Raw genomic sequence first — 22,997 nt, 5'->3', positions numbered from 1 at the left:
CCGCGTGCTTGGGGGGTATTCAGCATGCGCGAGATGACCAAGGGTGCCAATGTCGGGCTCACGGCCCTGAGCGAGAACGCCGCTTCGGTGCGCGTGGGGCTGGGCTGGAGCAGCGAGACGGGCGACGGGGACGCCGATGTCTCCGTACTGCTCCTCGACGAGAACGGGAAGGTGCGCGGCGACGCCGACTTCTTCTTCTACAACAACCCGACCGCCGACGACGGCAGTGTGCAGCTCCTGGGCAAGACGCCGACGGACAGCGGCAGCGAGGACCGGATCAGCCTGGATCTGGCGGCGGTGGCCCCGGACGTGGCGCAGATCATCGTCGCGGCCAGCCGTGACGAGGGCGAGCGGTTCGGCGATCTCAACGGCCTGCGGCTGACCGTCTGCGACGGCGTGGGCGAGGACCTGCTCGGGTTCTCCATCGATGACGCGGGGGCCGAGAGCGCCTTCGTCTTCGGCGAGTTCTACCGGCGGAACAACGAGTGGAAGTTCCGGGCGATCGGACAGGGGTACGAGACCGGACTCGCCGGACTGGCCACGGACTTCGGCATCAATGTGGACGACGCGGCGGAGGAAGAGGACGAGGAGGCGGCGGCAGAGTCGGCGGCGGCGGGGACGGCAGAGTCGGCGGGGACTGCGGGGACGGCGGGGACGGCGGGGACGGCGACGGGTCCGGGAACGGGAACGGGCCCGGAGCCGGGAACCGGGCCCTCCGCCCCTGACTCCGCCCCCGTCGCGGCGGCGGTGGCCGCGACCATTCCCGCGCAGGCCACGCGGGAGCCGGTCGCGAAGGCGGGCGCCGCGCCGGAGCAGGCCCCGCCGACGGTGCGTCGCCCCCGTACCGTCAGGAAGAAGGTGACCCTGCCCAAGGTCGCCAAGAAGTCCCTCGCCGACAACGACACCTGGCGGCAGGCCAGGCTCTTCCCGGTGCCCTCGCTCAAGAGCGACCGCGAGCGCGAGACGCGGGCTACCTCCGTCCTGCTGTCGGTGATGGCGCAGGTCCCCGAGTTCGGGCGGCGGCTCATGGCCGGATTCGGGGCGCCGGCCGGCCGGATGGAGACGTTCACCGAGGTCTCGCTGCCGCACGGCGAGGTGCGCAAGCGCCCGGACGGCGTGATCCGGGTGGAGCGGGCGGGCAAGCTGTGGACCGCTCTCGTGGAGACGAAGACGAACGGCAACGCGTTCAAGGAGCAGCAGGTCCAGGACTACATGGACATAGCGGCCAGGCGCGGTTACGAAGCGGTCATCACCCTGGGCAACGACGTCGCCCTCGAAGGCACTCCGCTGGTCGACGTCAAGGTGGACGGACGGCGCAAGCACAAGGTGGTCCTGCGGCATCTGTCCTGGGCCGAGGTGGCGCACCAGGCGCAGTTGCTCATCCGCCACGAGGGCGTCGGGAACGCGGCGCACGCGTGGCTGCTCCAGGAGCTGCTGCACTACCTCCAGCACGAGAACTCCGGCTGCCACGGCTTCCAGAACATGGGCCCCGCCTGGGTTCCCGTCCGCAAGGGCATCGACGAGGAGACCCTCTGCCAGGGGGACGCCCGCGCCGTCGAGGTCGTGGAGAGCTGGGAGCGCCTCGTCCGGCAGGTGTGTCTGCGGCTGGGCGGTGAGCTGGGGCAGAAGGTGCTGCCCGTGCAGCGGGTCAGACGCAGCGCCGACTCCCGGGCCCGCCGCGAGGCGCAGGCCGACGTGCTCTGCCGCGAGGGGCGGCTCGACGCCGAGCTGCGCATCGAGGGCACGCCGGGCACGCAGGGCATTCTGGCGATCAGCGCCGACCTGCGGACCGGCAAGCTCCGTACGTCGGTGGAGATCCCGGCGCCCGAGCAGGGCTATCCCTTGTCCTGGGCGAAGCGGCTGATCAGGCAGCTCGCCGACGCCCCGGCCGATCTGCACGTCCAGACCCTGCTGGTGGGGGAGGGCGACGGGCCGCGCGGCACTCTGGAGCGGCTGCGCCCGGAGCCCGCGGATCTGCTGCCCAGGGGCGACGGCGAGATCAGCGGCTTCCGGCTGTCCCTCTTCAAGGGCATGGGCAGCACCCGGGGGAACGCGGAGACGGGCTTCATCCGCAGCGTGGACGATGTGGTGGACCGCTTCTACGCGGCGGTCGTCGTGCCGCTGGGCCGGTCGGCGCCGGGACGGGCCGTCAGCTCGCCGTGAGCTTGCGGCACATCCTCTCCACGTCGTCGAGCAGCGCGAGCGCGATGCCGTAGCCGGCCGGGAAGAACAGGGCGGAGCTGAAGATCCGGTCCGGCTTCACCGCCGGGAGCCGCCCGAAGATCCGCTGGGCCCGGAGCGAGGGCATGGCCTGGGTGGACGCGACCAGGACGTCGGCGCCGTCCAGCACGTCCGTCATCCGCTCGTACGAGTAGTCGACGAAGCCCTTGGACTGCCGGGCCCCGGCGTGGAGGCGGGCCCCGGCGTGGAGGCGGGCCCCGGCGTCGATGAGCACCTTGCCGTGGGACGAGGACGCCCCGTAGAGCTGCCAGTTCGTGTCGGCGCCGTCGACCGCTGTCGGGGCTGCCGCCCTGGCCTTGGTGTAGGCGGCGGAGTCGGGCATGTAACCGGGCCCGCCGACATAGGTCAGGCCGAGGTCGAGCAGCGCGCAGGCCCCGGGGAAGTTGAGGACGACGATGCGCTTGGGGTCGGCCGGGACCCGTACGGAGCCGTGGTTGGTGGACACTCGGTGGGCGGGTTGGTGGGCCGGTTGGCGGGCAGATCGGTGGGCCGGTCGGTGGGCCGGGCGGCTGACTCGCAGAGCCGGTCGGCCGACTGCGCCGCCGCGCGCGCGGCAGCCTCGCGTACGTAGGTCTCCGCGCTGCGGACGAACATCGCGTGGAGGTCCCGGGCGGCCTGGGTCATCGTGGTGGAGAGCGGGTGCTGGATCACCATCAGGACGGCCGGGGTGTCGCCCGCCAGCGGCCGGCTGGTGATCATGCCGGAGCGCTCCAGGGGGTCGCCGCTGACGCTGAAGTCGGGCAGGACCGTGGCGCCCAGCCCCTCCGCGACCATCAGCTTGCCCATCTCCGCGCCGTCCGTGGAGTACGAGAAGGTCGGGCTGCGGCCCTCCAGGAGGCGGTGCACATAGCGGTGCATGACGTATCCGGAGCGCATCACGATGAGCGGCTCGCCCAGCAGGTCGGCGACCGTGACCGTACGCAGCGCCGCGAGGCGGCTGTCGGAGCGTACGCACACCACCGGGCGGCCCCGCAGGAGTTCGGTGGTGTGGAAGCCGGGCGGCTTGTCGTCGCCCTGGAGATAGTTGACCAGCCCCAGATCGAGCCCGCCCTCCAGCAACGACCGGTGGATGTCGGCCTGTTGGGCGCCGGTCACCTCGACCTGGGTCTCCGGGTGGGCGGAGCGGAACGCCTGGATGGTCGGTACGAGCAGGGGCACCGTCGCCGCGTTGACCGTCCCCAGCCGGATCATGCGGGTGGTGCGGTGCTGGTCGTCGGCCGCCTTGCGCAGGGTGTCGACGGCGTCGAGTACGCCGATGATGTGCGGCAGCAGTTCGCGCCCGGCGGCGCTGATCCTGGCCCCGGAGCGGCGCCGGTCCAGGATGTCCACGCCGAGCTCGCGCTCCAGATTGCGGACGGTCTCGCTCAGCGCGGGCTGGGACACATGAAGCGCCTCGGCGGCGCGGCGCAGGGACCCGAGCCTGGTCACGGCCGCGATGTATTCGAGCTGCTCTATTCGCATGCGCGTGATCGCCTTTCCGCCTCGCCCTTTTCGGCCTCGCCCTTTGGGCTTTGGGCTTAGGGTCTCGGTCCCGCTCTTCGGGTTCGCCCTCGGGCCGTACCTGGTTTCCGGGTGAAAGGGAAACCCTATCACCGGGTCGTATATACCGAATCGACCGTGAGTGTGCCCGGGGGTACGCTCATGGTTCATGGAGCTGTCGAATAGCCGGAAAGGTGGTGGCGCGGCGATGCGGGATCCGATGAACGATCTTCGGGAACTCACCCGGCGGCGTCACGTCGACCTTGTCCGTGTCTCCAGCGCCCTGTGTCGGCGTACGGGCTGAGCAGCGCGCACGCTGTCGCACCGGCCTTCTCCGTCCGGGCCGTTCGCGGGGATCTTTCCCGCCTCCTTTCGCGTCCGGGGACTGCCGTAATGGATCTCCCGCTCCGCGACCGGTGCGCGCCGCCGATTTAACGAATTGTTCACGTTTCCCGATTGCCGCCCGTGGTCTTCCGCGGTCTTTCGCGGCCTTCCGTGGTCTTCCGCGGTCTTTGCCGTGCCCCGGACCGCCGGGTCCGTTTCCCCTGCCCGCTTTCGTACGCCGGGAGTTCCCGATGTCCCTTCCGCCCGCTGCCGCCGCAGCCGCCGAACCACTTCGCTTCGCCTATTGGGTGCCCAATGTCAGTGGCGGTCTTGTCACCAGCAAGATCGAACAGCGCACCGACTGGGGATACGACTACAACCGCGAGCTGGCCGTGCTCGCCGAGAACAACGGCTTCGACTACGCCCTGAGCCAGGTGCGCTACATGGCCAGTTACGGCGCCGAGTACCAGCACGAGTCGACCAGCTTCAGCCTCGCCCTGCTGCTCGCCACCGAGCGGCTCAAGGTCATCGCCGCCGTCCACCCCGGGCTCTGGCACCCGGGCGTGCTCGCCAAGCTGGGCGCCACCGCCGACCAGCTGTCCCACGGGCGGTTCGCGGTGAACGTGGTCAGCGGCTGGTTCAAGGACGAGTTCACCGCGCTCGGGGAACCCTGGCTGGAGCACGACGAGCGCTACCGGCGCTCGGAGGAGTTCATCCGCGCGCTGCGCGCGGTGTGGACCGAGGACCACGCCGAACTGGCCGGGGACTTCTACCGGATCAGGGACTTCTCGCTGAAGCCCAAGCCGCTCAACACCCCCGAGCGTCCGCACCCGGAGATCTTCCAGGGCGGCAACTCGACGGCCGCCCGCGCCATGGCCGGCCGGGTCTCCGACTGGTACTTCTCCAACGGCAAGGACTTCGACGGGGTCACCGAGCAGATCCGGGACGTACGGGCGTCGGCGGCCGAGGCGGGCCGCCGGGTGAAGTTCGGGCTCAACGGCTTCCTCATCGCCCGGGACACCGAGGCGGAGGCGCGCGAGGTGCTGCGGGAGATCGTCGCGAAGGCGGACACCGAGGCGGTGCACGGCTTCGGCGCTGCGGTGAAGCAGGCGGGGCGGTCGGCGGCCGACGGCAAGGGGATGTGGCAGGACTCGTCGTTCGAGGACCTCGTCCAGTACAACGACGGCTTCAGGACCGGCCTGATCGGTACGCCGGAACAGATCGCCGAGCGCATCGTCGCGTACAAGCGGCGCGGGGTGGATCTGCTGCTGCTCGGCTTCCTGCACTACCTGGAGGAGGTCGAGTACTTCGGCAAGCGGGTGCTGCCGCTGGTGCGCGAGCTGGAGGCTGAGCTGCCGGAGAGCGAACCGGAGTACGGCCCGGAGAGCGAACCGGAGGCCGGGCCGGTGGCTTTGAGCGCCTGACGCCGTACCCAACGTTCCCGCCGTACGTCATACGTCATACGTCACCCGTCACCCGTCACCCGTCACACGTCACACGTCACCCGTCACATGTCACCCGTCACCCGTCACACTTCGAGGAGACCCGCCCGCATGAGCACCCTCGCCACCGCCGACTGGACCACCCTCCCCACCCCCACCGACGCCCCCGGCTGGATCGCCCGCGCCACCGAGGTGGCCGCCGTCCTCGCCACCGACGCCGCCGCCCGCGACAAGGCGGGCGAAACCCCTTATGCCGAGGTCAGGTTGCTCAAGGACGCCGGCCTCGTCACCCTGCTCGGACCGGCCGCGCACGGGGGCGGCGGCCAGGACTGGACGACCGCGTACCGGGTCGTCCGCGAAGTGGCCAAGGCCGACGGATCGATCGGCCAGCTGCTGGGCTACCACTATCTGTGGAACTGGGCCGCCCGGCTCGTCGGCACCCGTGAGCAGTGGGAGGCCGTCGAGGCGGAAGCCGCCCGTCACCGCTGGTTCTTCGGCGGCGCGGTCAACCCCCGGGACAGCGACGTGGTCGTACGGGAGGACGGCGACACCCTCGTCTTCACCGGCCGCAAGACCTTCTCCACCGGGAGCAAGGTCTCCGACGTCACCGTCCTGGAAGGCGTCCTGGAGGGCACCGACCACCACGTCTTCGCCATCGTCCCCTCCGACAGCGAGGGCCTGGCCTTCCACGACGACTGGGACAACATCGGCCAGCGCCTGACCGAGAGCGGCGGGGTGACGATCGACGGGGTACGGGTGCCGTGGGCGTCGGCCGCCGGGTACGTGGACAAGGTGTTCCGGCCCCGGATCTACAACACCCTCAACGTCCCCACCATCCAGCTCGTCTTCATCAACTTCTATCTCGGGACAGCCGCGGGCGCGCTGGAGACCGCCGCCACCTACACCACCACCAAGACCCGTCCCTGGCTGCACGGCGGCCACGAGCGCGCGGTGGACGAGCCGTACGTCATCGACGTGTACGGCGATCTCACCGCCAAGCTCTGGGCGGCCGAGGCGCTGGCGGACCGGGTGGCCGAGGAGGGCCAGCGGCTGCACGGGGACCCCTACGCGGTCACGGCGGAGGACCGGGGCGCGTTCGAGGTACGGGTGGCGGCGGCGAAGGCCGTCGCGACGGAGGTGGCGCTGGAGGTCACCGGCCGGATCTTCGAGGTCACCGGCGCGCGGTCCACGGCGAGGGCGGAGGGCCTCGACCGGTTCTGGCGCAACGTCCGTACGCACACGCTGCACGATCCGGTGGCGTACAAGCGGCGCGAGGTGGGGCGCTCGGTGCTGACCGGGGAACTGCCCGAACCGACCTGGTACTCCTGACCGGTTCCGCGCTCGGGGCTCGGGGCTCGGGGCTCGGGGCTCGGTGGCGCCGCGCTCGGGGCTCGGGGCGCAGGGCTCCGGCTCCGGGCTCCGGCTCCCGGCCCGCGCTCGGGGCTCCGGCTCCCGGGCCGCGCTCGGGGCTCCGGTCGGCTCCGGTCCCCCCGGCCTTCCTTCCATCCGTATCTTCCGTCACCCGAGGTGATCTCCGTATGGCCACCATCCTTTCCGTCTCCGGCAGCCCGTCCCCCACCTCCCGTACGGCCCGGCTGCTCCGCCACCTGGACGGCCGGCTCACGGCCCAGGGCCACCGGGTGACCCCGCTCGACGTCCGTACGCTGCCCGCCGAGGCCCTGCTCGGGGCCGACTTCGGCCATCCCGCGATCGTCGGGGCGCGGCGGCTGTTCGAGGAGGCCGACGCGGTCGTCATCGGTACGCCGGTCTACAAGGCCGCCTACTCGGGGCTGTTGAAGTCCCTGCTGGACCTGCTGCCGCAGTACGCGCTGGAGGGCAAGACCGTGCTGCCGCTCGCCACCGGCGGGTCCACCGCGCACGTACTGGCCATCGACTACGCGCTGCGGCCGGTGCTCTCGTCGATGGGCGCGGCGCACGTGGTCCAGGGCTGGTTCGTGCTGGACCGGCACATCTCCGTACGGGAGGACGGCTCGGTCGCGGTCGATCCGGAGGCGCGGGAGGCGCTGGACCGGGTGGTCGACCAGTTCTCGCTGGCGCTCGCGCCGGAGCGGCTCGCGCCCGCGCGAGCGGCGGCGGCGCCGACCGCGGCCGGTGTGTCCGCCGTGGCGGCCTGACGTGGCCGACCAGGAGGCCGTGGGCGCGCATGTGATCGCCGACGACGCCGAGGCCCTCGCCGTCGCCGCCGGGCTGGCCGTCGCGTTCCGGGCCGGCGCTGCGGCGCGGGACGCGGAGCGTGCGCTGCCGCGTGCCGAGGTCGACCGGCTCTCGGCCTCCGGGCTGCTCGCGGTCTCGGTGCCGCGCGCGTACGGCGGCGCCGAGGTGTCCGCCCGTACCCTCGCGGAGATCTTCCGGCTGCTGGCGGCGGCGGATCCGAGCCTGGCGCAGATCCCGCAGAGCCACTTCGTCTATGTGAACGTGCTGCTCCGTCAGGGCACCGAGGAGCAGCGGAAGTTCTTCCTCGGAGAGGTGCTGGCGGGGCGGCGGTTCGGCAACGCGCAGTCGGAGAAGGGCACCAGGCACGTCCAGGACATCCGGACCCGGCTGACCCCGGGGCCGGCCGGTTCGTATGTGCTGACCGGCGAGAAGCACTACGCGACGGGCGCGCTGTTCGCCGACTGGATCCCGGTGCTGGCGCGCGTGGGTACGGGGGAGGGACCGGCGGTGGGCCCGGCGTCGGATTCGACGCCCGGTTCGACGCCCGGTTCGGCGTCGGGTTCGGTCGAGAGCGCGGGAGTGGACGGTCCGCTCCACGTCGCGTACGTACGGAGGGACGCGCCCGGTGTGACCGTCGTGGACGACTGGGACGGGATGGGGCAGCGCACCACGGCCAGCGGGACGGTGCGCCTCGCGGAGGTGGCGGTGGCCGCCGATCGGGTCGTACCGCACCATCTGACCTTCGAGGGCCCGCAACTGCACGGCGCCGTAGCGCAGTTGCTGCACGCGGCCATCGACGTGGGGATCGCGTCGGGGGCGCTGGAGGAGGCCGCCGCGTTCGTCCGCACCAGCAGCCGGCCGTGGTTCGAGGCGGTGGGCGAGGGCTACGGGACGGCGGCCGAGGACCCGCTGCTCGTCCAGCGCTTCGGCGAACTCGCCGTACAGGTACGGGCGTCGGCCGCGCTGCTCGCCGCGGCGGCGGACGCCGTGGACGCCGCCCGCGCCGACCTGACGGACGCGACGGCCGCCGAGGCGTCGATCGCCGTGGCGGCGGCCAAGGTCCACGCGGCCGGGACGGCGGTGGAGACGGGCAGCGCGCTGTTCGAGGTGGCGGGGACGCGGGCGGCCCAGGACGGGCTCAACCTGCACCGGTACTGGCGCGACGCCCGCACCCACACCCTGCACGACCCGGTGCGCTGGAAGGCGTGGCACATCGGCCGGTACGCGCTGACCGGGACGCGACCGCCGCGCCACGGCCTGCTCTGACCCGACGCCCTTGGCCGGAAACACCGTTCGACACGACGCCCATGACGACGCCCATGCCACCCGTACCACTCACGCCCCCGCACCACCCCCGCCCCCGTACCACTCACACCCCCGCACCACCCACGCCGTTCCACACGCCGACTGGAGAGACCATGAGCCTCACCTTCCACTGGTTCCTGCCCACCTACGGCGACAGCCGCCATGTCGTCGGCGGCGGCCACGGCGTGCCCACCGGCGTGCCGGGCGCGGCCGGGGGCCGCCGCCCCGCCGACCTCGGCTATCTGACCCAGATCGCGCGCGCGGCCGAACAGCTCGGCTTCGAGGGCGTGCTCACCCCCACCGGCGCCTGGTGCGAGGACGCCTGGCTGACCACCGCGATGCTGGCGCGCGAGACGGAGCGGCTGAAGTTCCTGGTCGCCTTCCGGCCCGGTTTCGTGGCGCCGACGCTCGCCGCCCAGATGGCGGCCACCTTCCAGCGGTACGCGCCCGGCCGGCTGCTGCTCAATGTGGTGACGGGCGGGGAGAGCCACGAGCAGCGCGCGTACGGCGACTTCCTCGGCAAGGAGGAGCGTTACGCGCGCACCGGCGAGTTCCTGGACATCGTCCGGTCGCTGTGGCGCGGCGAGACGGTGACCCGGCACGGCACGCACCTGCGGGTGGAGGAGGCCCGGCTGACCCGGCTGCCCGACCCGGTGCCCCCGGTCTACTTCGGCGGCTCCTCCGAGGCGGCGGGCGAGGTCGCGGCCCGGCACAGCGACGTCTATCTGACCTGGGGCGAACCGCCGGCCCAGGTCGCCGGGAAGATCGCCTGGATCCGCGCGCTCGCGGCGAAGGAGGGCAGGACCGTACGGTTCGGCATCCGGCTCCACGTGATCGCCCGCGACACCGCCGACGAGGCGTGGGCCGAGGCCCGCCGCCAGCTGGACGGCTTCTCCGAGGAGGCGATCAGCGCCGTACAGGCCGGGCTCTCCCGCAGCGAGTCCGAGGGCCAGCGCCGGATGCTGGCGCTGCACGGCGGTTCCACGGACGGCCTGGAGATCTCCCCGAACCTGTGGGCCGGCATCGGCCTCGTACGCGGTGGCGCGGGGACGGCGCTGGTGGGCTCGCACACGGAGGTGGCGGACCGGATCGCGGAGTACCACCGCCTGGGCATCGACGAGTTCATCATGTCCGGCCATCCGCACGTGGAGGAGGCGTACTGGTTCGGGGAGGGCGTCCTGCCCGTACTCGCGCACGCCGGACTGTGGACCCACCCGGCGGGCCCGGGGACCCCCGGGGAGACGGGGCTCGACGCGGTGCCGTTCGCGGCGGGGGCAGGGCGCTGAGGGGGACGACGGCCCATCGGGTGGCGCACCCGGCACCGCTGGTCGACCTGCGTAGCAGCGCCCGCCGACCCATCCTGATGACCAACCTCTCCTCCATCGCGATCGGCTTCGCGATGTACGCGATGTCGCCGGCCGCCCCGCAGCTGCTCCAGCTGCCCGAGGCCACCGGTTACGGTCCCGGCCAGTCGATGCTGTCGGCCGGTCTGTGGATGGCGCCCGCCGGGCTCGGCATGATGGCCGTCGCGCCGCTGGCCGCCAAGCTCTCCGCCGCGTACGGTCCCAAGATCTCCCTGCTCGTCGGCGCCCTGATCATCGCCTGCGGTTACGGGGTGGCGCTGGGCCTGATGGGCAGCGCCCTGGGCGTGCTCGGCTTCGCGCTGATCATCAGTGTGGGGATCGGCTTCGCCTTCGCGGCGATGCCCGCCCTGATCATGGAGATGGTGCCGACTCCTCGCTCAGCGGACTCCCCGCTCAGCGGAAACTCGCTCAGCGGAAAGTAAAAGTCGGAAATATGATGGGTGGGGGCCCCTTCCGGGCGCCCGCATCCATTCGCCGTCGCGGGCCGCACACCGTCGTGAGGCAGGCCGAGAGGCAGACCGCGCGGCGGTCCACGACCACGTACCCCGGAGCGGTGCATGACCCGGCGTCGCCCCCATCCGTCCGCGAGCGCCGACGACCTGCTGACCACCCTCGGGCAGCTCACCGCCCAGGCACGGCAGGGGGCCGAGCGGCAGCACGCCAGGGTGGAGCTGGCCGAGGCGTTGCAGCGGGAGATGCTTCCCGCCGTACTTCCCGCCCTGCCCGGACTGCACGCGGCGGCGCGATACGCGCCCGCGAGGGACGGCCTCGACATCGGCGGCGACTGGTACGACGGCTTCCGGCTGCCGGACGGCGCGCTCGCTTTCTGCGTCGGCGATGTGCAGGGCCACGACGTGGAGGCCGCCGCGATCATGGGCCAGGTACGGATCGGGCTGCGCGCCGTGGCCGCGACCGCCACCGACCCGGGCGAGGTGCTGAGCCGGGCCAACGACCTGCTGCTGTCGGTGAACTCCAGCCTCTTCGCGACCTGTAGTTTTCTCCGCTTCGACCCGGTCACCCGCGAACTGGAGAGCGCGCGGGCCGGGCACGTCCCCGGTGTCTGGGCCCAGTCCGACGGCCGGTGGGGCATCGCCGAGGACGCGGGCGGGCCGCCGCTGGGGGTGCAGCCGGGGGAGGTGTATCCGGTGACGCGGCGCCGCCTCACCGGTTCCGGGGTGGTCGTCCTGCTCACGGACGGGGTGATCGAGGGGCCGTCGTTCCCGCTCGACGAGGGGCTCGCGCGGGTGGCGGCCCTGGCCGCGGCGGCGGCCGCGGGCGTTCCCGGCGGCGCGGCAGGCCCCGGGGAGCTGGCCGCCCAGGTGATGAGGGTGGCCGAGCTGACGGGCCACTCGGACGACGCGGCCGTGCTTGCCCTGTGGCACGACGAGGCGTACGAGGCGTAGAGGACCGTGCGCGAGGACGTGTACGACGGGGCGTACGGGGAGCGGGCCGGGTAGCGGGGGCGCGGCGGGCGGGCAGCGTGTCACAGCCGAGTCGGGCGGCGCGCGTTGTCTCATGGCCGGTGTGGAGCGCACCGAGGAACCCCGAGATCCGTCGTCCCGACCGCCTCATGCCCGTGGTGACGGCAGAGACGGCAGAGACGGAAGCGACGGCAGTGGCGGCCGTGGCGGCAGGGACCGTCGCGTCCGCCGTATCCGCGCGGACGCGGTACGGATCCTCGCCGTCGCCGCCGCCTACTGGGCGGTCGGACAACTGGGACTGCTGAGACAGGTGGTCATCGAGGGGACGGTCATCACCCCGCTCTGGCCGCCCACGGGCGTCGCGCTGAGCAGTCTGCTCCTGCTGGGCATCCGCGTCTGGCCGGGGATCGCGCTCGGAGTGCTGCTCTCCATCGCGACGATCGGCCCGCTCCGCCTCACCGACCTCGGCATCATCGCTGGGAACACGCTCGCCCCCGTCTGCGCCTACCTCCTGCTCCGGATGGTCGGCTTCCGGATCGCCCTCGACCGGCTGCGGGACGGGGTGGCGCTGGTGTTCCTGGGGGCGCTGGCCGGGATGCTGATCAGCGCGACGATCGGTACGGCCGTGATGGTGCTCAGCGGCCGACTGCCGCCGAACGGGCTCTGGCCGACCTGGTCGGCGTGGTGGGCGGGCGACGCGATGGGCGTCCTGGTCGTCACCCCGCTGATCCTCGTCCTGCGCAGGGCCCGTCTCCCGCTGCCCCGCGAGCCGCGCCGCTGGGCCGAGGCGGCGGCCCTGACGGTCGCGGCCGCCGCCGTCATCCCGTGGGCCACCAGAACCCACCTCTGCCTGCTCTTCCTCGTCTTCCCGCTGCTCATCTGGGCCGCCCTGCGCTTCCAGCTGGCCGGCGCGGCGCCGTGCGCGCTGCTCGTCTCCGTCCTGGCCATCACGGCGGCGATCGACCGCGTCGGCCCCTTCGCGCACCACAGCCTCGTCGAAGTCATGATCAGCCTCCAGGCCCTGAACGGCTCCGCCGCCCTGACGGCCCTGCTCCTCGCGGCGATCGTCACCGAGCAGCGCAACATCCGGCGCAAGATCGAGCAGGCGTGCCTGGAGCTGGCGGAGGTGGTGGCGCACCTCTCCCCGTCCCCGCCCACGCCCCCGCCGGGCTCCGCCGACCCGCGCTCCGGGGGCGGCTGAGCCGTGGCGGGTCCCGGCGGTGGTGATCAGCGCGCGGGCTGGGCCACCGGCGTACGGGCGGACGGCCGGCTCACCCGCGTACGGCCGGACGTCACCCGCGTACGGCCGGACGTCACCTGCGTACGACCGGACGGCAGCGCGTCCACGAAGAGCGTCGCCGCCAGCAGATGGGCGCTGCCCCTCGGGCGCAGGCCGCGCTCGCGCAGCCGTACGTCCAGGTCGCGCAGGGCGGCGCCGCCCCGCGCGCTGCCCGCGCCGCCCGCGTCGAGCACCTCGCGGGCGCCGTTCTGCGCCTCGCGCAGCCCGTGCGGCCCGGCGGCGTGCAGCAGGCCGGTGTCCTGGAGGGTGCTCATGACGGTGAGCAGCGCGTCGAGGCGGGCCTCGGGTTCGCGGGCGCCCGCGGCTCTGGCCGTACGCAGCGCCGTCAACGCCCGTCGTACGTGCGGGAATCCGGCGCGCGCCTCGCCCCGCGCGCCGGCCGCTCCGTAACGGGACGCCGCCGCGGATCCGGGGGAAGGGATCCGCGGCGCCGCCCCGTCGGGGATGGCGGCGAGCCGCCTGGCTGTGGTGGTGAGCCGGTCGGGAGCGAGCGCGGGGTCGAGGGCGGGGGCGAGCGCGGCGGCGGACACCAGCAGGCCGAGCGGCCAGACGGCGCCGTGGTGCAGCGCGGCGCCGGCGTTCGCCCGCGCCATGGAGCGCTCGGTGCAGCGGCCGATCGCGCCGAGTTCCCCGCGCAGTCCGCGGCCGGGCTCGCCGCCCGCGCGGCGGGCCGCCGCCGCCATCGCCGTGAGGCCGGGTGCCAGCGAGAGCGCCGACCAGCGCAGGGCGCCGAAGTCCGCCTCGCGGGTGTCCGGGAGGCCGGGCTTGGGGGTCAGCTCGGCCTCGGCCAGCAGGGCGTCGACCGCCGTCTGCGCGAGCACGTCGTCCGCGCGGCTCATTCAAGTCCCCTTCCAGCGTGCGGAGTTACGAGCCAGGAATCGCGCGCCACCGCGCCGCGCGCCGCGTGCCGCGTTACGACGAGGCGGACGCCGACGGAGACGGCGCGTCGGTCGGCGGCTCCCCGGTGGGCGGCGTACCGGTCGGGGGCTCACCGCCCTCGCCGCCGCCACCGCCGCCCGCGCCGTCGTTCTCGGCGTCCGGGTCGATGCCGAGGACGATCGTGCCCTTGTACCCCTTCGACGGGTCCTTCTTGTGGACGGGCGTGAGCGTCAGCAGGCCGCCCGCCGCGCCGCCGCCCTCGTACACCATGTCGTCGTCGAGCTTGGTGTAGCTGCCGGAGTGCTTCGCGTACGGGTCCAGCGTGAAGATCTGCTCGGCGATGTCGTCGTCGAAGAAGAGCTGACCGGTGAAGTTGACCTTGCCGCCCTCGTACGTCCCGTCCGCCTTCTGGCCGCCGGTGTGCACCTTCACGTGGATGTGGCAGGTGCGCGGGGTGTACCAGCCGGGGATGATCGTCGTGAACTTGACGACGCCGTCGGCGTTGGCGACCTGGTAGCCGCGCAGATAGGTCTGGTCGTCGGCGGTGGAACCGTCCTCGTCCTCGGCGGGCGCGCTGCCGCCGGGGTTGGCGGTGGTGTAGCCGGAGTAGTAGCCCCAGGCGTCGCAGTGCCAGATCTCGACGGCGGCGCCGGCGACCGGGCCGCAGGACTCGGTGGTGTCCTGGACGGTGATCCGCAGGCTGAGCGGGACGCCCGACTTGCCCTCGGTGATGTCCTTGCGCACCAGCGCGCCGTCCAGGTAGTACGGCCCCTCGGTGACGCTCGACATCAGGACGCACTGCCCGGTCGAGGCGGTGGTGGAGCCCGAGGCGGTGGTGGCGGCGCCGGTGCCGGCGCTGTCCGTCTCCTCCGAGGCGAAGGCGTTGAAGCCGACCACGGCCACCGCGCCCGCACCGGCCACGGCGCCGCCGCCGAGGGCCAGGGCGCGCCTTCTGCTGACCGTCTTGTCCACGTGTTTCGCTGTCATGTACTGGACGGTAGGGGGCGAGCCTGGGAGGAACCCCGCCCTGGGCTGTGCGCTTCCTGTGAGGCCGGGCGGGGTTCCTCCGGGGCCGCGTGCTCCCGGCCTCACAGCCGACGCGCGGAGATCGCCGGGACGGCGGAGATCGCGGAGACGGTGGAGACCGTGGAGACTGCCGAGATCTACGCCGGCCGCAGCCGGTATCCGTACGTATAGGTGCGGCCCGCGTGCAGCAGGTACGCCTCCAGCGGAGCCGCGCCCCACGAGTTGATGCCCCCGACCCCCATCTGCCGGTGGTTGACGCCGAGTACGGTCTCGTCCCGGCGCTTCAGGTCGTGCGGATGCCGTGGCCCGTCGAGGTCGAAGGGCGAGTAGTGCAGAGCGCTGGTCTCCAACAGCTCCTCAGCAGCCGGGGGTTGGCCCTCCGCCGCCGGATCGGCCCACACGGCCAGCCCGTCACCGAGCCGGTCGGTGAGGGACAGCCGCCGTACGTCCGTCATATTGCCCGTCTGCTGCGGCTTGATGTACGGCGCGACCTGGGCGTCCACCGTGGAGCGGTAACGGCCCACGAGGGCACCGGTGTTGCGGTCCCAGTAGTTCTCGTGCGGCCCGCGTCCGTACCAGTCGATCCGTTCGAACCCCGCAGGTACGGTCAGCAGCGCCCCCACCACGGGCAGGTCCGGCAGACCGGCCGCCGCCTTGAGCGTGTGGCGTATCCGCACGTCACCGTCGCCGAGCACCCGGAAGACGGTGTGCCACTCGGAGGGAGCCGGTGCGGTGGGCAGGGTCGCGGTCACCTCGATCACGACCTCGCCCGGCCGGGGCCGCGTGGTCTTCACCGAGGTCACGGTCCGGTCGGCGCCCGCGTCCCGCCAGGTGCGGGCGGTCTTCTCGAAGCCCCGGCCGATGTCGTTGTCCGTCGGCGCGCGCCAGAAGTTGGGTACGGGGCCGCCCGCCAGCAGCACCCGCCCCCGGTAGCGGTACGAGTCGAGCGTGCCGGTCCGCTTGTCGAGGACCACCTCGACGTTCCGCCCGGTGACGCGTACCCGCGTACCGGACTCGGTGAGTGTGAGGGCGGGCGGCTCGGCGGGAGCGGCGGGAGCTGCGGCGGGTGCCCGGCCCGGTGCCGGGGCGTGCCAGTCCAGGGCGAACTGCTCGGCGGCGACGGTGTGTCCGGCGTCGGCCCAGCGCGTCTTCGCGCGCAGGACGAAGGCGACGCTCAGCCCGTACTCCGCGCCCGGCGTGAGCGTGCCGGGCCTGCGGCAGGGGATCCGTACGGTGGCCTCCCCGCCCGGCGCGGCCTTCGGCGGGGGCAGGGTGCCGTGCTGCACGGGGTCGCCGTCGCGGGTGAGCGTCCAGCGCAGTTCGTACGCCTCAAGACCGCTGAACAGGTGTTTGTTGCGTACGGTGAGGACCGGCTCCCCGGCGGTCGCCTCCCGCACGGCGACGGCCAGCGGTTCGTACACCTTCTTGAGTTCGAGGAGCCCGGGGTGCACGCGCCGGTCGGCGGCGACCAGGCCGTTGGCGCAGAAGTTGCCGTCCGAAGGCAGCCCGGGATGCCAGTCGCCGCCGTACGACAGATAGGTGCGCCGGGGATCGCCGGGCACCGGGAGGCGGACCGACTGGTCGGCCCAGTCCCACACGAAGGCGCCGTGCAGGTTCGGATAGCGCTCGAAGGCGTCCCAGTACTCGCGCAGATTGCCGCCGCTGTTGCCCATGGAGTGGGTGTACTCGCACAGCAGATACGGCTTCGGATTGCCGGACCTGCCGTACGCCTCGACGCCCGAAGGGCTGGTGTACATCTCGCTGTGGACGTCGGTGACGGCGTTCATGCCCTCGTAGTGGACGGGGCGTGAGTCGTCGCGCGCGTGCGTCCAGTCGGCCATGGCACGGAAGTTGTCGCCCTGGCCCGCCTCGTTGCCGAGCGACCAGGCGACGACGCACGGATGGTTCTTGTCGCGCTCGACGAGCGAGCGCATCCGGTCCACGCAGGCGTCGGTCCACTCGGGCAGCGAGGCGGGGACGCGGTCGCGCACCCCGTGGGTTTCGAGGTTGGCCTCGTCGATGACGTACAGGCCGTACTCGTCGCAGAGTTCCATCCAGCGGGGGTGGTTGGGGTAGTGGGAGGTGCGTACGGCGTTGATGTTGTGCCGCTTCATCAGCTGGATGTCCTCGACCATCCGCTCCTCGCGGACCGCCTGGCCGTGGTCGGGGTCGCTCTCGTGGCGGTTGGTGCCGCGCAGCATGATCGGCCGGCCGTTGATGGTGTACGTACCGGGGCCGTACGCGATCTCGCGGAAGCCGAACCGGGCCCGCTGGATGTCGACGGCCCGGCCGGAGCCGTCGGTGAGGGTGACGACGAGGGTGTAGAGGTTCGGGTCCTCGGCCGACCAGAGGGCCGGGGCGGGTACGTCGGCGGTGAGGGTGAGGCCGGCGTCGCCGGACGCCGGGAAGGTGACCTGGCCGGAGAGCGGACGCTTCAGGACGCGCCGCCCGTCCGCGTCGTACAGGACGGCCTCGATCCGGTGGCCGCGCGGTGCCGCACCACCCCGGTCGCGGACGTCGAGCGTGACGCTGAGCACGGCGTCGCGGTAGGCGGAGTCCAACTCCGTTCGTACGAAGAGGTCCTGGAGGTGCACCGGCGCGAGCGCGTACAGATACACGTCCCGGAAGATCCCCGCCAGGTCGATCAGGTCCTGGTCCTCCAGCCAGCTCCCGTCGGACCAGCGGAACACCTCGACGGCCAGGGTGTTGCGCCCCGGGCGGACATAGTCGGTGAGGTCGAACTCGGCCGGTGTGTAGCTGTCCTCGCTGTAGCCGACGCGCTCGCCGTTCACCCACACGAAGAACGCGGACTTCACGCCCTGGAACGAGATCAGCGTGCGCCGCCCCTGCCAGTCCCGGGGCAGGGTGAAGTCGCGGCGGTAGGAGCCGACGGGGTTGAACGTGTGCGGTACGTCCGGGGGTTCGGGCGTCTCGTAACCGACCCACGGGTACTTGATGTTGAGGTAGATCGGCTCCGGGTAGCCCAGCATCTCCCAGTTCGAGGGCACGGAGATCCGGTCCCAGCCGCTGTCGTCGTAGTCCTCCGCATGGAAACCGACGGGCCGCCGCTCCGGATTCTCCGACCAGTGGAAGCGCCAACTGCCATTGAGGGAAAGGTAGTACGGCGACTTCTCCAGCCGCCCGCGCAGCGCCTCGCCCGCGCTCGCGTACGGAACGAGCCGGGTCCGCGCCTCCTCCCGGTTGACCTGGAACACCTGGGGCCGGCCGTCCCACTCGGGGCGCTCGGCGGCGCTCCCGGGGTCCCCGGCCGGGGCGACGCCTTTGTCTGAGGCGGCGCCCGCGCCCGCGTCCGCCGCGAAGGCGTTCTTCTGCCCGACGAAGGCCGCCCATCCCGCGAGGGCGGCCCCGGAGACGAGAAGCGAACGACGGCGTGGCTGTGGGTTGTTGCTCGGACTTTCTCCACTCATGCGGCGACTCCGAACCGAAGGCAACAAGAACAACCAGCATCAGACGTAACCGCGCACCACACAAGACTCCCGACGCCCGTGCCGTGCTCGTGCGCCCCGGGAGAGGCCATGGCCAACGGGCGCTCTTTCGCGCCGCCGCCGGGCTGGACACACTGCTGTCAGGGGTGGCGGGGGAGAGGGCGGAGGGAGCCGGGTGCGCGGAGGACGCAAGGGAAACAAGGGGCGCAAGGGGCTCGGGAGGCCAGGGGGACACAAGGGGCTCAGGAGGAGCCGCGGACGTGGTGCGGCGGCGCGGAAGCGGCGGGCGGCGCGGATGAAGGCGGCCGTCATGGCCGGCGGCACGGCGCTGCTGCTGGTGGCCGCCTTCTGGTCGCTGATCTGGCCGTACCTGGCGGCAGCCGCGGCGCTGGGCCTGGTGGGCGGCGCGGGGTGGTGGCTGTGGCGCACCGACCGGCTCGTACGCACCCGGGACCGGGCGTGGCGCACCGCCGATGCCCTCGACGCCGGCCGCCGGACGCTGGCCGAGGTGGACGCGATGAGCGGAACGGAGTTCGAGGAACTGGTCGCCGACCTCTGCCGCCGCGACGGCTGCACGGAGGTCCGCCGCGTCGGCGGCTCCCACGACAACGGCGCGGACGTGGTCGGCCGGCTGCCGGACGGGCGCTCGATGGTGGTCCAGTGCAAGCGGTACGCGCCGACCAGGACCATCGCCAGCCGCGAACTGAGGGACCTGCTCGGCGCCCAGGTCCATTTCCGCGCCCAGGTCGCCATCTTCGTGGCCACCACCCGCTTCAGCCGCCCCTCGGAGACCTTCGCCGCCCAGCACGGCATCCTCGCCGTACACCGCGACCACTTCGGCCTCTGGAACAACGGCACCCCCCTGCACTCCCTCACCCCCCTCAACGGCCGGGGCCAGGGCGACACGGCCCACCGAGCGCGCTGGCGGGACACGTACGGGAAGTGAAGAGGGCCCGAACCGTTTCCGCGGTCCGGGCCCACTGATGGTGCTTTGCTTACGAGACGGAGTGGTCGTGGGGATTCAGCTGGTCAAGTAATGGTGACGCCTATATCAATGACGGCGTGCACTGTTCAATACGGGTGGGTACGGGTATGGACTTCGAAAATTCCGGAAGGGATGCCGGGCTTGCGTTGAAAGTCTCTGGGGTGGCCTCGGAGGCGATTTCCGTTTCCTCTGGTGCGACGACGGCCGACAGCGTAATCAGTTCCAGCAAGGAGCACTCCTGTGTGCTGCGATCCCGCATGGGGATCACTCGAACGAATATCTCATTCGATCATGAAGAGGCTGGTTCCGTCAAATCGCACGATCGTGCCGGAATGGTCTGAACCTTTAGCTTCACTTCGGGGTTGTCTATTCGCGTAGACCGGTCCCGCGGATTCTGCTCAGCTCGGCTTCGATGCGCTCCGACTCGAATTTATTGAGCCGCTGGAAGATGGCAAGCGCTTTCTCCAGGTGGGTCAGCGCCTCCGTGGTCCGTCCGGTCGTCGCGAGCCGCAGCTCGGCCAGGCTGGTGCGCGAACGGGCCTCCTCCTCGGCCGCGTTGATGCGCTGCGCGAGCGCCAGGGCCGCCGTCAGGTGTGCGGAGGCGGCCGACCGGTGACCGGACCGGAATTCGGCCATGCCCAGTCCTCGCAGTGCCTGGATTTGCTCCAGTGCCGTCCCGATTCCTTGGGCGAGGTTCAGGGCCGCTGTGTGATGGGCCGACGCCTCCATGTACTGCCCCGCCTTGTACAGGGCGGTTCCGATGGCATTCAGCGTGATGGTCTCGTTTCTTTTGTCGCTGATGCCGCGAAATGTGTGCAGGGCGGTCCGGTGCAGCGTGAGAGCTTGATTCAGCTTCTCCGGTATCGGGAGAGTGTTTCCCACGTTCAGCTGGGTAATGGCCTGCTCCGAGCGGCTGCCCACTTCCAGGAATATTTCGAGGGCGCGCACGAATGACCTGTGGGCCGAATCTGTCTCACCCATGTGGAGGTGCAGATCGCCCCGGTTGTTCAATGCCTGTGCTTTCCCTCTCTCGTCCTTCGCCGATGCGAATCCCGAAAAGGCGGCCTGGAACATCTTCATGGCGCCTTCGTGGTCGCCCACGTGCAGGAGTGAGATTCCCAGGTTGTTCTGGCCCCGGGCGATCTGCCAGAGATCGCCGTTCTTCATCCTGAGGCTCAAGGCCTCTTGCTGGAGAGTGAGGGATTCGTTGAGGCGCCCGTGATTCCAGCACAGCAGTCCCAGAGCCCTCAGTGATTCGGCTTCCGTCGCGGTGTCGCCCACGGCCCTGGCTATCGCCAGGGCGCGGCGTCCGATCTCTTCGGCCTGCTCGTACCGGCCCATCTGCGAGCGCACGACGGCCAGGTCGATCAGTGACCGGGCCTCCCGGGCCTGGTCACCTGCGGAGTGCCAGTGGCGAGCGGCGTGCGAGTGGATCTCCTCCGCCTCTTCCCAGTAGCCCTCCGAGTCGAGGAACCCGGCGAGCGCGTCGGCGAGATGGGCCGCGCGGCCGGGACGGGCCCGGCTCCGCAGGTGGCGCTCGGCGGCCGTGAGCGCGGCGTGTTCCGAGGTCAGCCATGCCCTGGCCGCTTGCGGGTCCGGCCATAGGGGCAGTGGCGGGGCCGGTGGCTCGGACACCTGCGAGGGCTGCGGGCGGCGTGGGTTGAGGAGGCGGTTGGCCTCGGTGGCGGCGTGCAGATAGAAGAGGGCGAGACGGCCGAGCGCGGCTTCACGGTCCGCCTCGGGATCCTGGGCGGTGGTCAGGCTGAGGGCGTACTCGGCTATCAGATCGTGGCACTTGTACCGTTCGGGAGTGATTTCCTGGAGCAGGTGGGAATCCAGGAGTGCTTCGAGGATCCGTTCGGCCGCCTCCAGCGGGAGATCGACGAGCGCGGCCGTGGCGTGTGGCCCGAATTCCGGCGCCAGATGAAGGCTGAGCAGGCGGAACGCTTTCTGCTGATCGCCGGGCAGTGTGTTGTACGAGAGCGCGAACGCGGACTGGATCTCCGCGTGCCCGTCACGGATCTCGGCGAGTCTGCCGGGGTCGCGGGACATCCGCTGAATGAGATGGGAGACGGTCCACGCCGGGCGGGAGATCAGCCGGCCCGCGGTGAGTTCGAGGGCCAGCGGGAGGTGGTCGCACATGCGGGCGAGCACAGCGACCTCCGCCGGATCCGCGGCGCGTTCGGGACCCACGAGTCCGGTGAACAGCGCGACCGCGTCGTGTGTCGACAGGACATCGAGAAAGAGATGCCGGATGCCGGGAAGCCCAGAGAGCCGTCGTCGGCTGGTGACGAGAATCAGCGACGGGGAACCACCGGGGAGGAGAGGTCCGATCTGCGCGGCGTCGACGGCGTCGTCGAGAACGATGATCGCCCGGCGGGTGCTGAGCGTGGTGCGCCAGAGCGCGGCGAGTTCTTCCGCGTCGTGTGGAATCGCGGCGGCGGGGATACCGAAGTGGCGCAGCAGGATGGTGAGGGCGGTGTGGGACGGGAGGGGGTGCTGGCCCGGGGCATGGGCGCGCAGGTTGAGATAGAACTGGCCGGCGGGATAGTGCCTGGCCAGGCGTCTGGCGGTGTGGAGGGCCAGCAGGCTCTTGCCCACGCCCGCCATGCCGGAGATCGCCTGAAGCGCGACGACTCCGGACAGCGGATACTGGAGAGCGCGCAACTCCTTTGTCCGGCCGACCAGTTCACCGTGGGCCGGGAGGTTGTTCGGGGCGACGGGCCTGGTGCCGGGCACCCGGTCGGTGAGCAGGTCGTCCAACGGGGCCCGGTCCAGGATGCGGCCGTGCGTACGGGACAGCGCCTCGCCCGGCTCCGTACCCTGGTCGCGCAGCAGGCGGCGGATGGATTCGTACGCGCGTAACGCGTCGGCCTGACGGCCGCAGCCGTAGGCGGCCGTCATGAAGTGACGGACGACGGTCTCGTCCGTCGGGTACTGCTCGACCAGCGAGGACAGCTCTCCCGCCAGCTCCGTGAACCGGCCCAGGCGCAGCTCGATACCGATGCGCAGGAGCGCCGCCGCGAGCCGTCGTTCGGCGAGGCCGCGGCGGATGCGTTCGGCCCACAGACTGGTGAAGCCGGTGAGCGGTTCCCCGCGCCAGAGCGCCTCCGCCCGGTGCAGGAGGGCCAGCGCCTGGGTGTCGTCGCCGCTGGAGACCAGCGAGCGGGCCTGGGCGATCAGCCGCTGGAAACGAAGGTAGTCCACCGTGTCCGGATCGATGTCCAGTACGTAGGCGTGCGCCTGCTGGGGCAGCCGGCCGGCGCCCAGTTTGCGGCGGATGCGCGCGGCGTAGGAATGGAGCGACGCGCGTGGTTTACCGGGGGGAGCGTCGTCCCACAGGCGTTGCGCGAGGGTGTCCAACGGCACGGCTTTACCGGCGTTGAGGGCGAGCACGGCCAGCATCTGGGAGTCCTTGGCGGAGCCGTACATCTCCCGGTGCCCGTTCACTCTCAGTTCCACGGGCCCCAGGATGAGAATGTCGAAGTTCACCAGCAGTCCCCCGTCACCGCCCGCCCCGCATCTTCCCAGGGTGACATGGGGACAATTGGTTCGGTAGAGCGCTCGCGCGCACGCCTTTTGGTTGGCTGAAACGCCGCTTACTTCGCCG

Annotated in this window: 17 protein-coding genes and 1 pseudogene; 12 read left to right on the top strand and 6 right to left on the bottom strand. The window is 71.7% G+C overall.

Annotated elements, in window-relative coordinates; genetic code table 11:
* Positions 1-24 precede the first annotated feature (24 nt).
* Positions 25-2,163, top strand: a complete 2,139-nt coding sequence (locus OG627_RS16710) for a TerD family protein (protein ID WP_329065864.1) — start codon at positions 25-27, stop codon at positions 2,161-2,163.
* Here OG627_RS16710 and OG627_RS16705 read toward each other — a convergent pair.
* Together OG627_RS16705 and OG627_RS16700 are read right to left on the bottom strand one after the other, a co-directional pair.
* A complete protein-coding gene (locus OG627_RS16705; RefSeq protein ID WP_329065862.1) occupies positions 2,150-2,686 on the bottom strand; it encodes a hypothetical protein in 537 nt (178 codons plus the stop codon). The genes OG627_RS16710 and OG627_RS16705 overlap by 14 nt on opposite strands.
* Positions 2,687-2,808: 122 nt before the next feature.
* Positions 2,809-3,702, bottom strand: a pseudogene (locus OG627_RS16700) (LysR family transcriptional regulator); the annotation flags it as partial.
* 187 nt (positions 3,703-3,889) lie between these two features.
* On the opposite strand from OG627_RS16700, the gene OG627_RS35515 reads away from it, so the two are divergent.
* From OG627_RS35515 to OG627_RS16660, 9 genes are all read left to right on the top strand, one after another.
* Complete coding sequence (locus tag OG627_RS35515; protein ID WP_443073490.1) at positions 3,890-4,024, top strand: putative leader peptide; 135 nt, start codon at positions 3,890-3,892, stop codon at positions 4,022-4,024.
* A 271-nt stretch (positions 4,025-4,295) separates the two neighbouring features.
* Positions 4,296-5,468, top strand: a complete 1,173-nt coding sequence (sfnG, locus tag OG627_RS16695; protein WP_329065860.1) for a dimethylsulfone monooxygenase SfnG — start codon at positions 4,296-4,298, stop codon at positions 5,466-5,468.
* A gap of 129 nt (positions 5,469-5,597) precedes the next feature.
* Positions 5,598-6,815, top strand: coding sequence for an acyl-CoA dehydrogenase family protein (locus tag OG627_RS16690; RefSeq protein WP_329065858.1), 1,218 nt, complete (start codon positions 5,598-5,600; stop codon positions 6,813-6,815).
* A 209-nt stretch (positions 6,816-7,024) separates the two neighbouring features.
* Positions 7,025-7,621 carry an NADPH-dependent FMN reductase gene (gene ssuE / locus OG627_RS16685; RefSeq protein ID WP_329065856.1) on the top strand — a complete coding sequence of 199 codons (597 nt, stop codon included), beginning with the start codon at positions 7,025-7,027 and terminating at the stop codon, positions 7,619-7,621.
* Positions 7,622-7,640: 19 nt separating this feature from the next.
* Positions 7,641-8,927, top strand: a complete 1,287-nt coding sequence (locus OG627_RS16680; protein ID WP_443073632.1) for an acyl-CoA dehydrogenase family protein — start codon at positions 7,641-7,643, stop codon at positions 8,925-8,927.
* Between the two features lie 152 nt (positions 8,928-9,079).
* The gene (locus tag OG627_RS16675; RefSeq protein WP_329065852.1) at positions 9,080-10,252 is read left to right on the top strand and encodes an LLM class flavin-dependent oxidoreductase; all 1,173 of its coding nucleotides are present in this window, start codon (positions 9,080-9,082) and stop codon (positions 10,250-10,252) included.
* A gap of 20 nt (positions 10,253-10,272) precedes the next feature.
* Positions 10,273-10,752 (top strand): MFS transporter, encoded by a 480-nt coding sequence (locus tag OG627_RS16670; RefSeq protein WP_443073489.1) that lies wholly within the window; start codon positions 10,273-10,275, stop codon positions 10,750-10,752.
* Between the two features lie 135 nt (positions 10,753-10,887).
* Positions 10,888-11,733, top strand: coding sequence for a PP2C family protein-serine/threonine phosphatase (locus tag OG627_RS16665; protein ID WP_329065850.1), 846 nt, complete (start codon positions 10,888-10,890; stop codon positions 11,731-11,733).
* A 250-nt stretch (positions 11,734-11,983) separates the two neighbouring features.
* Positions 11,984-12,952: an MASE1 domain-containing protein gene (locus tag OG627_RS16660; protein ID WP_329072719.1), complete on the top strand. Its 969-nt coding sequence runs from the start codon at positions 11,984-11,986 to the stop codon at positions 12,950-12,952.
* Between the two features lie 26 nt (positions 12,953-12,978).
* Here the strand turns inward: OG627_RS16660 and OG627_RS16655 are convergent, their stop codons facing one another.
* From OG627_RS16655 to OG627_RS16645, 3 genes are all read right to left on the bottom strand, one after another.
* The gene (locus OG627_RS16655; protein WP_329065848.1) at positions 12,979-13,890 is read right to left on the bottom strand and encodes a triphosphoribosyl-dephospho-CoA synthase; all 912 of its coding nucleotides are present in this window, start codon (positions 13,888-13,890) and stop codon (positions 12,979-12,981) included.
* 73 nt (positions 13,891-13,963) lie between these two features.
* A complete protein-coding gene (locus OG627_RS16650) occupies positions 13,964-14,917 on the bottom strand; it encodes an intradiol ring-cleavage dioxygenase (RefSeq protein ID WP_329065846.1) in 954 nt (317 codons plus the stop codon).
* 176 nt (positions 14,918-15,093) lie between these two features.
* The gene (locus OG627_RS16645) at positions 15,094-18,384 is read right to left on the bottom strand and encodes a glycoside hydrolase family 2 TIM barrel-domain containing protein (protein WP_329065843.1); all 3,291 of its coding nucleotides are present in this window, start codon (positions 18,382-18,384) and stop codon (positions 15,094-15,096) included.
* 328 nt (positions 18,385-18,712) lie between these two features.
* Here OG627_RS16645 and OG627_RS16640 point away from each other — a divergent pair, with 328 nt between their 5' ends.
* Together OG627_RS16640 and OG627_RS16635 are read left to right on the top strand one after the other, a co-directional pair.
* Positions 18,713-19,348, top strand: a complete 636-nt coding sequence (locus tag OG627_RS16640) for a restriction endonuclease (RefSeq protein ID WP_329065841.1) — start codon at positions 18,713-18,715, stop codon at positions 19,346-19,348.
* Positions 19,349-19,494: 146 nt separating this feature from the next.
* Positions 19,495-19,728, top strand: a complete 234-nt coding sequence (locus tag OG627_RS16635; protein ID WP_329065839.1) for a hypothetical protein — start codon at positions 19,495-19,497, stop codon at positions 19,726-19,728.
* 25 nt (positions 19,729-19,753) lie between these two features.
* On the opposite strand, the gene OG627_RS16630 is transcribed toward OG627_RS16635, so the two are convergent.
* A complete protein-coding gene (locus tag OG627_RS16630) occupies positions 19,754-22,879 on the bottom strand; it encodes an AfsR/SARP family transcriptional regulator (RefSeq protein ID WP_329065837.1) in 3,126 nt (1,041 codons plus the stop codon).
* Between the last annotated feature and the right edge of the window lie 118 nt (positions 22,880-22,997).

Source organism: Streptomyces sp. NBC_01429 (assembly GCF_036231945.1).
Lineage (GTDB): Bacteria > Actinomycetota > Actinomycetes > Streptomycetales > Streptomycetaceae > Streptomyces.
Note: the sequence above shows the minus strand (reverse complement) of the source record. Positions and strands in the feature narration are given on the sequence as shown.